This is a genomic window from Natrialba swarupiae, from assembly GCF_008245225.1.
In the GTDB taxonomy this organism is placed as follows: domain Archaea; phylum Halobacteriota; class Halobacteria; order Halobacteriales; family Natrialbaceae; genus Natrarchaeobius; species Natrarchaeobius swarupiae.
The window spans coordinates 14,672-28,224 of record NZ_VTAW01000023.1; the positions used below are offsets into that span (position 1 = coordinate 14,672).

13 protein-coding genes are annotated in these 13,553 nt (G+C 63.8%); 7 read left to right on the forward strand and 6 right to left on the reverse strand.

Translation table 11 applies throughout. The annotated features are described in order from the left end of the window. Positions 1 to 10 precede the first annotated feature (10 nt). The 4 genes from twy1 to ribB all read left to right on the forward strand — a co-directional run bounded on the left by twy1 (position 11) and on the right by ribB (position 3,514). Positions 11 to 1,045, forward strand: a complete 1,035-nt coding sequence (gene twy1 / locus FYC77_RS15355; RefSeq protein ID WP_149082379.1) for a 4-demethylwyosine synthase TYW1 — start codon at positions 11 to 13, stop codon at positions 1,043 to 1,045. Between the two features lie 48 nt (positions 1,046 to 1,093). Beyond that, complete coding sequence (locus FYC77_RS15360; RefSeq protein ID WP_149082380.1) at positions 1,094 to 1,981, forward strand: DICT sensory domain-containing protein; 888 nt, start codon at positions 1,094 to 1,096, stop codon at positions 1,979 to 1,981. Positions 1,982 to 2,096: 115 nt separating this feature from the next. Further along, positions 2,097 to 2,801: a DUF120 domain-containing protein gene (locus FYC77_RS15365; RefSeq protein WP_149082381.1), complete on the forward strand. Its 705-nt coding sequence runs from the start codon at positions 2,097 to 2,099 to the stop codon at positions 2,799 to 2,801. Beyond that, positions 2,801 to 3,514 (forward strand): 3,4-dihydroxy-2-butanone-4-phosphate synthase, encoded by a 714-nt coding sequence (gene ribB, locus FYC77_RS15370; RefSeq protein ID WP_149082382.1) that lies wholly within the window; start codon positions 2,801 to 2,803, stop codon positions 3,512 to 3,514. The genes FYC77_RS15365 and ribB overlap by 1 nt, the downstream gene beginning before the upstream one ends. Positions 3,515 to 3,659: 145 nt before the next feature. Here ribB and FYC77_RS15375 read toward each other — a convergent pair whose 3' ends face one another. Then, a complete protein-coding gene (locus FYC77_RS15375; protein ID WP_149082383.1) occupies positions 3,660 to 4,010 on the reverse strand; it encodes a DUF7471 family protein in 351 nt (116 codons plus the stop codon). A gap of 216 nt (positions 4,011 to 4,226) precedes the next feature. On the opposite strand from FYC77_RS15375, the gene FYC77_RS15380 reads away from it, so the two are divergent. Continuing rightward, positions 4,227 to 4,754: a winged helix-turn-helix transcriptional regulator gene (locus FYC77_RS15380; RefSeq protein WP_149082384.1), complete on the forward strand. Its 528-nt coding sequence runs from the start codon at positions 4,227 to 4,229 to the stop codon at positions 4,752 to 4,754. Positions 4,755 to 4,811: 57 nt separating this feature from the next. On the opposite strand, the gene FYC77_RS15385 is transcribed toward FYC77_RS15380, so the two are convergent. The 3 genes from FYC77_RS15385 to FYC77_RS20200 all read right to left on the reverse strand — a co-directional run bounded on the left by FYC77_RS15385 (position 4,812) and on the right by FYC77_RS20200 (position 8,357). Next, positions 4,812 to 6,848 carry a copper resistance CopC/CopD family protein gene (locus FYC77_RS15385; protein ID WP_149082385.1) on the reverse strand — a complete coding sequence of 679 codons (2,037 nt, stop codon included), beginning with the start codon at positions 6,846 to 6,848 and terminating at the stop codon, positions 4,812 to 4,814. A 19-nt stretch (positions 6,849 to 6,867) separates the two neighbouring features. Continuing rightward, a complete protein-coding gene (locus FYC77_RS15390) occupies positions 6,868 to 8,091 on the reverse strand; it encodes a beta-propeller fold lactonase family protein (protein ID WP_149082386.1) in 1,224 nt (407 codons plus the stop codon). A 98-nt stretch (positions 8,092 to 8,189) separates the two neighbouring features. After that, positions 8,190 to 8,357, reverse strand: a complete 168-nt coding sequence (locus tag FYC77_RS20200) for a hypothetical protein (protein WP_162354543.1) — start codon at positions 8,355 to 8,357, stop codon at positions 8,190 to 8,192. 30 nt (positions 8,358 to 8,387) lie between these two features. Here FYC77_RS20200 and FYC77_RS15395 point away from each other — a divergent pair, with 30 nt between their 5' ends. Next, positions 8,388 to 9,317: a branched-chain amino acid transaminase gene (locus FYC77_RS15395; RefSeq protein WP_149082387.1), complete on the forward strand. Its 930-nt coding sequence runs from the start codon at positions 8,388 to 8,390 to the stop codon at positions 9,315 to 9,317. A 116-nt stretch (positions 9,318 to 9,433) separates the two neighbouring features. Here the strand turns inward: FYC77_RS15395 and FYC77_RS15400 are convergent, their stop codons facing one another. Together FYC77_RS15400 and FYC77_RS15405 are read right to left on the reverse strand one after the other, a co-directional pair. Beyond that, positions 9,434 to 10,807, reverse strand: coding sequence for an MFS transporter (locus tag FYC77_RS15400; RefSeq protein ID WP_238386982.1), 1,374 nt, complete (start codon positions 10,805 to 10,807; stop codon positions 9,434 to 9,436). Positions 10,808 to 11,009: 202 nt separating this feature from the next. Continuing rightward, on the reverse strand, positions 11,010 to 11,714 hold the full coding sequence (locus FYC77_RS15405; protein ID WP_149082389.1) for a DUF502 domain-containing protein: 705 nt from the start codon (positions 11,712 to 11,714) through the stop codon (positions 11,010 to 11,012). A gap of 262 nt (positions 11,715 to 11,976) precedes the next feature. Here FYC77_RS15405 and FYC77_RS15410 point away from each other — a divergent pair, with 262 nt between their 5' ends. After that, positions 11,977 to 13,509 (forward strand): heme-binding protein, encoded by a 1,533-nt coding sequence (locus FYC77_RS15410; protein WP_149082390.1) that lies wholly within the window; start codon positions 11,977 to 11,979, stop codon positions 13,507 to 13,509. The last annotated feature ends 44 nt before the right edge of the window (positions 13,510 to 13,553 follow it).

Here is a 13,553-nt window from a genome sequence, read left to right on the forward strand (position 1 = left end):
CGACGGTATCATGAGCGACTCCGCCGACACCGGCGACTCCCCGACAGGGGCGGGGACGGACGCCGACGGGGGCGACGACGGCGGCCCGGCCCAGGTCTCGAGTCCGGACTACCACAGCGAGAATCACACGGCGGCCCAGACCTGCGGCTGGACCGCAAACGCCCTGCGCGGGGAGGGCAAGTGCTACAAGAACATCTACTACGGCATCGAGTCACACCGCTGCATCCAGATGACGCCCGTGGTGCGGTGCAACGAGCGCTGTGTCTTCTGCTGGCGCGATCACAACGGTCACGCCTACGAGATGGACGACGTCGAGTGGGACGACCCCGAGGCCGTCGTCGACGCCTCGATTTCCCTCCAGAAGAAACTCCTCTCGGGCTTTGGCGGCAACGAGGAGGTCCCCCGCGAGGTCTTCGAGGAGTCGATGGAGCCACGCCACGTCGCCATCTCGCTCGACGGGGAGCCGACGCTCTACCCCTACCTTCCCGAACTGATCGAGGCCTTCCACGACCGGGGCATCACGACGTTTCTGGTCTCCAACGGTACCCGTCCGGAGGTGTTGCGCGAGTGCGATCCGACCCAGCTCTACGTCAGCGTCGACGCACCCGAACGACACACCTTCGATCAGGTCGTCAAGGCGATGGAGGACGATGCCTGGGATCGCCTGCTCGAGACGATGGACGTCCTCGCCGAGAAAGACGAGACCAGGACGGTTCTCCGAACCACGCTGGTCAAAGGCGAGAACATGCACCATCCCGACTGGTACGCCGGGTTCTACCAGCAGGCCGATCCCGACTTCGTCGAACTGAAAGCGTACATGCACGTCGGTCACTCCCGCGGGCGGCTGGATCGGTCGTCGATGCCCGACCACGACGAGGTCGTCGAGTTCGCGGAATCGATCCAGGAGTACATGCCAGAGTTTACCGAGTGCAAGGAGGTCCCCGCCTCTCGAGTCGCCTTGCTCTCGAAGACAGCCGATACGTGGGTCCCAAAGCTGAAAAAAGACAGCGAGTTCTGGGAACGCGAGGCCGTCACCGGCGACTGATCGTCGACGGCGAGAACAGTTATGCGTCGTGACGACCTACCGCCGAACGTGATCTTGCGTTCGCTGATCGACGAGGTCGGCAACGCCGACCACACGATCGCGGTCGTCGGCGACGATACGGCGGGCCCGCTCACACCGTTGCTCGCTGATGCTTTCGACGACGCTGGCATCTCCGTCGAGACGACCGACGACGCCTCGAACACCAGCGGCGCTGGCGACGGAACCGAATTCGACGTCGATGACCTCGCCGGAGGCGAACTCGACCCTACCGTCGCGACGGGCGTCGAGTCCGACGGGACGACGGCCGTGTTGCTCGAGGAGGGCGTACCGGTCGCGGCGTCGCCGATGATGGATCTCTACGAGTCGATTCTCGCGATCAACTCGGATCTGTTCGCGACCGGCGCACGCGGTCTCGGCGAGGTCGATCTACCCGATGTGTTGAGCGGTCTGGCGGATAGTCGACTCCGCTTGCGGGGGTATCCGCTCGCACACAGGGAGAAGCTCCTGTTGATCCTCATTTCACGGTACATCGAACAGGAAGCCTGGCAGGGCGACTCCGGGACGATCCGGTCGGCGTTCCAACAGCTCTCGCGAATCGACGACGAGATCGGGACCCGACGAGCCTACAGACGACTCGCGGAAACCGACGTCGACGTCCACATCTACGGCGTCGACGACGGCGATCGACCGACCGTCGATTCGGCGACGGTCCACGCCGGGACTGGACCGGCCTATCGGGACTCGTGGTTCGTCGTGTATCGTCCGCCGGATGGTGCCAGCACGGACGGGGCTGCACTGGTTTCGGTGGAGACCGAACCCAGGGTCTGGGACGGGTTTTTCACGTTCGATCCCGATCACGTCGCCCGCATCGACGACGCCATTAGCCGCGAGTTCGGAACCAGCGCCGACGAACCCGAGAGATCCGGGCACCGATGACTTTTTCCCTCGATACTTCGATAGCCGAGATAGCTCGCCGGCCGAACCCCATCACAAAATCGTTATCCATTCCATTTCCAATACGCTTTTGGGAGCTGATCTCAAACGGGTACGTATGTCCGTGTCAACGGGGTCCGACGTCGGCTTCGACGAACTCGCCGTTCTCAAACTTCTTGCCCTCGAGGGTGCACTCGAGGGGGACGTCAAACTCTCGTGTTCCCATCTCGCTGACCGACTCGAGGCATCGAACCAGACCGCCTCGCGTCGACTTCGGCGTCTCGAGAGCGCCGATCTCGTCGTTCGAGAGACGGTCAGCGACGGCCAGTGGGTAGAGATCACCGACGAGGGCGAACGCACACTCCACGCGGAGTACGAGGATTATCGACGACTGTTCGAGACCGACTCGACCGTCGACCTCGATGGATTCGTGACCAGCGGAATGGGGGAAGGACGCCACTACATCTCGCTTCCAGGGTACAAGCGCCAGTTCGCCGAGCGACTCGGCTACGAACCGTTCCCTGGTACACTCAACGTCGACCTCGACGAAGAGAGCGTTCGTCGGCGAGGAGCCGTCACCTCGCTCGAGCCGATTCCGATCGACGGCTGGGAAGACGACGAACGTACGTACGGCCCCGCGGTCTGTCGCCCGGCGACTGTCGAGACGGCCGACGGTGACGTCTACGAGACGGCACACGTCATCTCCCCCGAGCGAACCCACCACGACGACGACCAACTCGAGGTGATCGCACCGGAGAAACTTCGTGAGACGCTCGAACTCGAGGATGGCGATCACGTCACGGTTTCACTTGGTGATCGGTGATGACGGGCAACTGGACCGAACCGCGTCCGAACACGGACGGGCAGCCGGAGGTCTCGACATCGGTCGACAACAGCGCGTTCGAGGAGGCACTCGAGGCGCTTCGAGCGGGCGATCCCGTCCTCGTCCACGACGCCGCAGACCGCGAGGGCGAGACGGACCTCATCTATCACGCGGACGCGGTCACACCCGATGCGGTCGCGCGGATGCGAAACGACGCCGGCGGGCTCATCTGTGCGGCGCTCGACCACGAGACCGCCGAGGCGTTCGATCTCCCGTTTCTGACGGAGGAACTCGACCACCCTGCCGCGAGCGACCACGACCTCGGCTACGACGAACGGTCGTCGTTCTCGCTGACGGTCAACCACCGTGATACGTACACAGGTGTCACGGACAAGGACCGTTCACGAACGATCCAAGCACTGGGGGAGGCCGCCACTTCTCCGACCGATGTCACGTTCGCCGAGGAGTTTCGCGTTCCTGGGCACGTCCATCTACTGAAGGCCGCACCCGAGTTGCTGGCCCAGCGGGAAGGTCACACCGAGCTCGGCATCGCGCTCGCGAAGGCAGCCGATCTCTCGCCCGCTGTCGTCGTCTGTGAGATGCTCGACGGTGAAACTGGCGAAGAACGCTCGCCCGTCGACGCTCGCGCGTACGCTCGCCGTCACGGGTTTACGTACCTCGAGGGCAAGGACGTGCTCGCGAACCTGTCGTGATCGGTACGGCTGCTCTCCGTCAGTTTCGGGACCGGAGAATGGGTGTGGCCCCACCGATACCGACTCACAACAGACCGTATCGTACGGACCGCAGTGTGTCTGTCCCGGTCGATCGGGGACCGGCAATCAGTCATCGCAAACCGTATCAGTCGCCGTCGGTCTCCATCGTGTTCCGTCCCGATCCGGGGCCGCTTCGGTAGACAGCATAGAGGATCAGAACGGCAATCGCGAAGTCGAGTCCGTGTTCGACGAGGTGATGGACGGTCATCGGGACGACACCGAACACCGTTCCGAGGCCGACGAACGAGCGAGCGGCGAGCAAGCCGAGAACGAGCGTGATCAGGAGATATCGCATCGATCCACGCCGGGCGTAGGCGACGACGCCGCAGGCAAACAGAATCGTCGTCCCGAGAGCCGCGAGGATGATCACGACGAGGAGGACGGGGGCGAGCTGTGGATCGAGCCACCCGATCTCGAACGGGCTCGTGTGGTTCATCTCCGCTATGCTACGTCGGTTGGAGAGACATGTATGTGCTTCGGTCATCCCCAGTGCTGTGGCTCTCGGCCACTCTCACGGCAATGCTCGGGCTCCGGAAATGGACGGGTCATATGGCGGTTCTCAGTTCCCTGGAACGATCGAAACCCGTTATCGTCGTCTACCGACTAGATCAGAGTACGCCGCGACGATCAACGGAAAACGCGATCGATACCAATGAACGAGACACGACGACAGATCGAAGCACACGTCCAGGAAAACGTCGGAATCCACTTCAACGAGCTCGTCCGCGAATCCGAGTTCGCGCCGGGTCAGATCCAGTATCACGTCCGGCGGCTGATCAAGGGCGATCACCTCGTCAGAGCCGAGTTCTACGGCCGAACGCACTACTATCCGCCCTCGTACGACGAGTGGGAGCGAGCGGCCCTCGCGTTGTTTCGTCGCGAGACGACCCGCGAAATCGTCGTCCACCTGATCGAACACGAGCCCGCAGATCCGGATTCGGTCGCCGACGCACTCGACATCGCCAGGAGTACCCTCGAGTACCACCTCTCCCGACTCGTCGAGCACGAGATCGTCGAGAAGCGCTACGACGACCGAAAACGAGTTACACTCCGGCTCGCGAACCCCGACCGGACCGGTCGACTGCTGTCGGTGGTCGAGCCGACGGTCCCCGACCGACTCGTCGACCGATTCACTCGACTCGTCGACAACCTGCTCGAGCCTCCGGCTAACTCGCCCTGACGCCGCTGGGCGCGACCGGACAGGTTGTATCGGCCCGATCGCCCTCCCGTATCTCGGTCACTCTCGGTCGAACCGTCCTCCGCGGAGCCGTAACGACTCGAGCGTGATTGCGACGACTCCGCCGACCACCGTGACGACGGCACCGAACTGGAGGAGCGTCTGGAAAGCTGTCGCTTCCTCTGGGCCTCCGTGATCCGCGTGGTCTTTCGCGTGAGTGTCGTGACCCGCTGCGTGGTCGTCGTGACCACCACCGTCGGCGTCCGCGTGGGTGTCGTGGTCATGCTCGTCAGCTGGAACCACCTCCGCATCGATCCACTCGCTCACGTACGACCCGTCAGGCGCTCCCGTAATCCGAAACTCCCACCTGCCTTCGTCGGCGAGCGGTTGGACGACAGCGTACGTGCCGTCGTCGGTCTCCTCGAGTTCGACCTCGAACTCAGTTCCATCGTCGCTACTCGCGAGCAGACGGACCGGCTGGTCGGAGGCAACCGCCTCGCCACCGTCCTCGAGAAACGCCACCTTGAAGACGATCGGTTCGTCCGCCTCGAGGACGAGCGCGTCGCCCGCCGTCTCCTCGGTGGCGGGAAACGCCGACAGTTCGACGAGATGGTCGTCGTACTCGTACTCGATGGTCGACTCGACGAGGTCGTCGCCGCTGGCGACCGCGGCTGTCGGCGCGGACGTGAGCACGCCCGAGAGCACCACGACGACGACCAGCAGGGCGACCTCGAGGCGGATGGACCGGACGACCGTCGAGACCGACCGGTCACGACTCGAGCGCTCGGTGCCGCCGTCCGTACTCGCAGGTCGGAGGCCGTCGGCGGTTTCGGGGCCCTGGTCGGCCGCCAGCCGGGGGAGGAGTACGAACCGCGAGAGTCCGCCGAGCCCGAGAGCCAGAGCAGCGAGGACGAGTTTCGCCACGAGCGTGAGACCGTAGATCGTTCCCGTGAGACCGTCGGCGGTCGGGACGTGCCACGATGCGAGGACGAATCCCGACGCGACCACGAGCGTGACGCCGACGAACGCGAGGATCGAAAACCGGCCGATCGTTCGCGCGAGCAGGTCCGCTCTGTCGTCCGATTCCGCGTTTCGAACCACGGGGACGACGACCAGTGCGAGGACGACGAGCCCTCCCGCCCAGAGGCCAGCGCCGAGCAGGTGGACGAAGTCGACGACAGCTCCCTCGAGTTGGTCGATTGCCGTCGCTGAGTGACTCGTCCAGGCGATCGTCCCCGCGACGGCAAGTGCACCCCCGAACACGACGACGTGGACCGCTCGTTTCACGAGGGGTCCTCGAGCCGCCGCCGTGACGAGGCCCGCCAGGACGGCGGCGAGCGTGACCTGTACGATCCAGGCCTCACCGAGAGGCGTCTCGACGAACTGAGAGATCGTCTCGAGCGAGAGTGGCCCGAGTGCTGTACTTCTGGTGAGTCCGAGGACGACCGCGCCCACGAGCGTGAGGCCGGCGGCTCCGGCGAGGAGCCGGCCAATCCGTTCGTCGACGGACGATCGGGCGGCGGCGTCCGCTCGAGCGAAGGCCGGTCGGACTGCGAGCATCGCGACCGCCGGGATGCCGAGCAGCCCGACGACGCCGACGAGCAACAGCGCTTTCGCCCCGGCTTCGATCGCTGGGATCGTCTCGTCGGTCTCGTCTTCCTCGTAGGCCTCGAGGACGGCGTCTCGATCGAGCGGTTCGTCGCCGACGGCGAAGAAGAACGAGCCGGCAGTGGTGTGGCCGTCGTCGGCGAGCACCTCCCACTCGACGGTGTACATTCCATCGTCACCGGCCGCGTCGTCGATCGGCACGCGAACGATTTGCGTGTCGTCGGGATCGATCTCCGACTCCTCGGAGACGACCTCGCCGTCGGGATTCTCGAGGGTGATATCGGCGTTGACGACGCCGTCACCGGAGAAGTAAAGCGTCAGTTCATCGGGCAATGGGTCGACGTGCTCGCCGTTTGCGGGGTCGCTCTCGCTCAGGTAAGCGTGAGCTGCGACCGGTGTCACGAGACTCGTCAGTAGCACCGACCCGACGATGAGGATAACTATGAGAAGCGTTGCGTTCGAACGGGTATGTCGATCGCTGTCAGTCATCGGTATCCGCAACCGGCAGTCATCGGTACCGGCCTGTGTATCCAGTTCCGGAGTCGCCGACATACTGGAGCGTGTCGACGGAAACACCGACGTCGATCAGTTCGGCTTCCTGGGCAGCCATATCGACGACGGCGACCGACTCGTCGGCGTCAGCTGGCGTGATGAAGTACTCGTCTCCGACGACAGCCATCCGATTCCGGCCGTCGAACTCACCCGCCTCGAGCCGGTCGATCTCTTCGAGTGTGGCGACGTCGATGACGGCGACATCGCCCGATTCGGCGTTCGCGACGAAGGCGGTCTCACCCTCGGGCCCGAAGCGGACCGTTGAGGGATCGCCGTCGATTGCGAGGCTCCCGAGCACGTCACTGTCTTCACTGGTCACATCGACAATGTAGACCTCATCGTCGACGATCGCGAGTCGATCCTCCTCGGGTGAGAGGAACATGCCGCCGGTGAACTCGAGTTCGTCGACGATTTCGTCGGTCTCGGTGTTGACGACAGTCGTCCCGCCGCGGTACTCGACGTACGCGAGACCGTTTCGTGGGCCGTAGGCCTTGTAGTGGGTGCTGCCGCCCTCGCCGAACTCGACGAATCCCGTCCGCTCGTAGGTCTCGAGGTCGATCACCGGCACGCCGGGATCGTTGACGTTCGTTGCATAGCCAGTGTCGCCCATCGCCTCGTGATAGAGGAGTTTGCCGTGGCCTTCGCCCTCGAGGCCGGCCTCGACGATTTCGCTCACCTCGAGGGCGTCGACGTCGATCACGTAGAACGCCCCATCGTCGTCGGCGTGGACCCAGATTTCGTCGTCCACCGGGTGGTAGATGTGATTGACGCCCGGACCGACGTCGATCGCGGTCTCGTGCGTACGCGTTTCGGTGTCGATGACGTGGACCTGACTGAGCGACTGCTCGACGACGAATAGCAGTCCGTAATCATGGGTGATCTGTGGGTCCGCCCACGCCTCGTCGTCGAACTCGTCGGTGATCTCGTCGACGACGTCACCGTCGGCGGGGTCAAGAATCGAGATGCGATCCGGCGCAAACGCGTAGACGAGTCCGTCGCTGCCGACGGCCTCGGGTTCGGATTCGCCTCCATCGCTGTCGCCGTTGCCGTCGTCGGCACTAGCATCGTCTGTGTCGTCTGCGGCTCCGTCCGTCCCATCGCCAAGACAGCCAGCGAGAGACGCGATTGCGAGTCCGCCGACAGCCCCGATAACCGACCGTCGTTTGACGGAGTGATCCATATCTGCTCTTTCGATGCTGTGGGTTATTCCATTTTGGTACAGCAGTCGAAAACGTCGTTCGTGTGTCCGGAATCGGAGTGTGCCACTCCGTCGATCCGTCACCTGAGTTTGCCGCTGTAGCCGACGCCGGAGTCGCCGACGTACTGTACCGTGTCGACGCCTTCCTCGACCTCGACGTGATCGACGACTCTGCGACGACTCGAGAACCGGGATTCGGTGATGACTCGGGCCTCGCCGACTCGCGGCGTCGATACAATCGCGAACACTTAGTACAGTGGCTTTCGACAGACACGGGTATGGGATTCGACGAGATGGACGTCGACACGATCTGGATGGACGGGGAGTACGTCGACTGGGACGAGGCGCAGGTCCACGTCCTCACGCACGGACTCCACTACGGAAGCGGCGTCTTCGAGGGCGCACGCTGTTATGACACCGAGCAGGGGCCGGCCATCTTCCGCTGGGAGGAACACTTAGAACGACTCTTCCAGTCGGCAAAGCCCTACGAGATGGAGATCGACCACTCGATCGAGGAACTCACCGAGGCGACGATCGAACTCATCCAGCGCCAGGAACTGCCCTCCTGTTACATCCGCCCGATCGCCTTCTACGGCTACAACTCGCTGGGCGTCAGTCCCAAGGACTGTCCCACCCGCACCGCCATCGCCGTCTGGCCGTGGGGTGCCTACCTCGGCGAGGAAGCCTTAGAGAACGGCATCGACGTGATGATCTCCTCGTGGCGCAAACACGCCTCGAGCCAGATTCCGACGAATGCGAAGACGACGGGACTGTACGTCAACAGCATGCTCGCCGGTGAGGAAGCCCGTCGCAACGGCTACGCCGAGGCGATCGTTCTGAACAAGGAGGGCAACGTCGCCGAAGGTCCCGGCGAGAACGTCTTTCTCGTTCGCGACGGCGAGATCTACACGCCCGGTCTCTCGGAGTCGATCTTGGACGGCATCACGCGCGAGACCGTGATCACCCTCGCGGAGGATCTCGGCTATACGGTCCACGACAACGTCTCGATCTCCCGAGGTGAACTCAACACGGCCGACGAACTGTTCTTTACTGGCTCGGCAGCCGAGGTTACGCCGATCCGCAAGGTCGACAACGTCGTCATCGGCGACGGCTCGCGCGGACCCGTCACCGAGGACATCCAGTCGCGCTTTTTCGACGTCGTCGAGCGCAAGACAGACGAGTACGACGAGTGGTTCACGTACGTCTAACCGACTCGAGCGGGTGCTGACGTCGCACCGAAACCGATTTCGCCTCTTCTCGTGCGGTTTGGGACGACTGACGGCCGAGAGATCGTACGAGGCGTACGCGATCTCGAGTCCCGTGCTCAGTCCGACCCTTCGGGGCCGCTCCGAAGGTCTGGGTCCGGTTCTGGCTCCGACGCCGGGGCGAAGACGCGATCCGAGTAGAGCAACGCGACGAAGACGGCCGCCAGTACCGTCCCGAACGAGACGACGAGATAGCCCGAACGCATCCCGAGATGCTCGAGCAGATACCCGATGAGGGTGGGAAATGCCGCGCCAGTCAGCGTTCCAGCCGTGAAGATGTAGCCAAACACTCGGCCTTCGAACTCGGGGGGCGTGAGATCGCTGATCAGCGCGTCTCGAGCCGGATTGACCCCGTAGAGGCCGCCGCCGAGGACGAACAGTACGGCGACGAGCGCCGCCGGGTGGAGGTCGAAGACGGCCAGCGCAACCATGCCGACGGTCGCGAGCAGCATACAACCGATCAACACGAGCCGCGAGTCGTACTCGTCGGTTACTCCGCCCAGGTACAGCTGCATCGCGGCGCCGGCGAGCAACACGAGCGCGAAGTAGACGCTGGCAACCGACTCGGCGCCGACGTGGACGCCGACGGCCTCGAACGAGTGGGCGTACACCGCGACCAGAAACGCCGGGAGAAAGGCGGTGATGGCGTGGCTCGTGACGCTGCTCGAGACGAAGAAGAAGTAGATTACAGCCATCGGATAGAAGAAGGTTCGAGGCTCCGTTCGGGCTAACTCCGCCGTCGTTTCCGCGCCCGTATCGTCGTCCGTTCGCTGCCCGGACGGGACGGTCTCGAACTCGTCGCTGCGCAACGCCAGAAAGAGCGCGATCCCGTAGAGGATCCCTACCACGCCGAAGACGAGGATGATCTGCTCCCAGGACAAAAGGAGGATCAGCGCGGCGATGGTGGCAGGCGTCGCGGCGTCGCCGAGTTTCGACGAGGCGCCAAAAAAGCCGAGGACCTTCCCTTTGTTTCGGTCGTCGACGTTGTCCGTAATCATCGGGTAACCGGCCGGGTGGACGACGGCCAGTCCGACCCCGACGATCACCATCGCGACGGCCATGACGAGAAATCCTCCCTCGAAGGTGGGTCCGAACACCGTCACGGCGGGGAGTGGCCCACCGAGCGTCGGCGCGAACGCGAAGAGAACGTACGCGCCACCGGCAACCGCGAGTCCGACCGGGAGGAGGTAGCGCCGATCGACCCGATCCGCGAGGACGCCAAGCGGCGCCTGGACGATACCCATGCCGATCGAGTACAGTGTAATCAACAGCCCCAGTTGCCACAGCGGATACTCGAGTGCAACCGCGAGGACAGGGACGAGCGGTGGAAGCACCCGGTAGAAGACGTGCTGAACGAAGTGTGACGAACTGATCAGAACTGCGAACTCGAGTTCGCGCCGAGAGAGACCATACATCGATCTGACGTCGCCCACCACGGCCCTTGACCGTCTGCGTCTCGGCAAAACAGGTCAGTTCTCACTGCGCGAACAGAATCGGAACCGAGTGGGATGGACCCCGCTGCCAGCAGTCTCTCTCGGACGAGTTACTCTCCGTCACTGCCGGCCCACCCGCGACCTGTCTGCGGGTTCGCCGGGAGATCGGAACAGCAATCCGTCCCAGTCATCGCAAACCATATCAATCGTCGTCGGTCGCATCCGCGTTCTTACTCGTGGTCGCCTCGTCGACGACGTCGATCGAGACGCCGGCGTCCATGCCGCGCTGACGGTCCGCATCGCCGAACCCGGCGCTCAAGACCCGCGTGAGCGCATCCTCGACGTCCTCGTCTAGTTCCTCGATTCGGTCCGAGTGAACCTCGATGACGAATCCCGTGGTAATGTTCGGCGACGTCGGCAGAAACAGTACTTCCCTCCCGTCTTCAGTCACTTTCCCCGTCTTGAACGCTGTCATCCGGAGCCCCTCCCAGACCTCGAGTTTGACCGGGGTCTGAAGGGATTCCTGCTCGCCGAAGGCGGTTTCCGCCGCCATCTTCGAGGCGTTGTAGACGACGCGCATGACGGGGACGCGGTTCGCGACGTTGTCGACGAGACGTTCGACGAGCCCGCCGACGGTCGTCCGCATGAGATACCCCACCGAGAGCGTGAGAATAACGAAGACGGTTAACGTGACGAGGACCCGGAGAAACTGGGCGAGCTGTCGTCGGGTCTGGGCGGCCTGGTCGCTCTCGCCCGGAATGAGGGGCTCGAGGGCATCCGGTCGGAGAATGAGTTCAGGAGAGAACCCGGCGACGAGCCCGTAGATCCAGTAGATAACGTAGAGAGTGATGAGAATTGGGCCGAGGACGATCAGCCCGCTCGCAAAGTCCCGCTTCCACGAAGCCATGGTGTGAACCACTCACCAGGGACTAATGAGCCCTTCCCTTTAGCGCCCGAGGATCGCCCGGAGGGCGAATCGTCGGTTTTCATTCCGTTCCAGCACTCGGCGTAGAAGTGCGAATTCCGCCGATCGCCGTCGGGGTCTACAGATGAGCAAGGCGAGTGCCTCGAGGTCAAGTCCCGAGGCAGTTCACTGATATAGATTATCGTCGACGTGCAGCGAGTCGAAAACCCGGTCCTTCTTAGCCTCGCCGCGGTAACCGTTGTACATGGACCGTCGCACACCACCGCAGACCGAAGAGGGCTGGTACGTGCTCCACGACTTCCGGTCGATCGACTGGGATGCCTGGCGCGACGCACCCGAGCGCCGACGTTCACAGGCGATCGACGAAGGAATCGAATATCTCGCCGCGGCCGAACGACTCGAGGACGCCGACGCGGGCGACTCGGCGACGTTCTCCGTGCTCGGCCACAAGGCCGACCTGCTGATCCTCCACCTCCGGCCGACGCTCGCGGATATCGACGCCTTAGAGCGCCAGTTCGAACACACCGCATTCGCCGAGTTCACCGAGCGCGCCGACTCGTACGTCTCCGTGACCGAAGTGTCGGGGTATCTGTCCCAGGAGTACTTCGAAGAGGACAGCGAAGTCGAGGAGACGGGTATCAAGCGCTACATCGAGTCCCGCCTCGAGCCCGAGATTCCGGACGCCGAGTTCTGTAGCTTCTACCCGATGGACAAGCGCCGCGGCCCGGATCACAACTGGTACGAACTCCCGTTCGACGAGCGTGCCGAGTTCCTCTCGAATCACGGCGAGATCGGCAAAGAGTACGCCGGACGAGTCACCCAGATCATCTCCGGGAGCATCGGCCTCGACGACTTCGAGTGGGGCGTAACGCTGTTCAGCGACGATCCGACCGACGTCAAGGAACTGCTCTACGAGATGCGTTTCGACCCCTCGAGTTCGCGTTTCGCCGAGTTCGGCCGGTTCCTCTCCGCTCGCCGGTTCCCCGCCGAGAACCTCGGTGCGTACCTCGCGGGCGAACCGGTTCCCCAGAACGGGGCAGCCGACGCGCACGGTCACCCACACGGCAGGTCGGAGGGGGGCCAGGGCCACGGCTCGAGTGGCCACTCACACGGGGACGGAGACTCCCACGGCTCCGACGGCGACTCCGACGGCGGCCCGCATAGTGGCGATTCGGACGTCCGGAGCGAACTCGAGGAGGCGGGCATCTACGCGGGCAAGCCCCACGGTGAGGACGTCCACGCGGTCGTCCTCTACTCGGCGGCCGATCCCGACGAGCTGTTCGAGGAGGTAGAGGGCCTCCGGGCGAACTTCGACCACTACGATACGCACGTCAAGACCGCAGTGTACGAACCGAGCGAGGCGGGCTCGAGCGGGGGCGACGGCGAAACCGGGGTCGTCAGCCTCTGGGAGACCGACCGCGCGGCGAATACGGCCGCCGGCTTCCTCGCGGATCTGCCGGAGGTCGTACGCCAGGCCGGAGACGATACCGAGGATTCCTGGGGGACGATGGGGATGTTCTACACCGTCAAATCCGAGCACAGAGACGACTTCACGGACACGTTCGGCGACGTCGCCGCGTTGCTCGCCGACATGGACGGCCACCGGAAGACCGACCTGCTGGTCAACCGCGAGAACGAAGACGACATGTTCATCGCCAGCCGCTGGGACTCCCGTGGCGACGCGATGGAGTTCTTCCGGAGCGACGCGTTCTCCGAGACCGTCGAGTTCGGCCGTGACGTCCTCGCCGATCGACCGCGACACGTCTTCCTGGCCTGACCGCCGCGATCGGCGTTCGATTCGTTCGGTCCTCGATTCGGAAA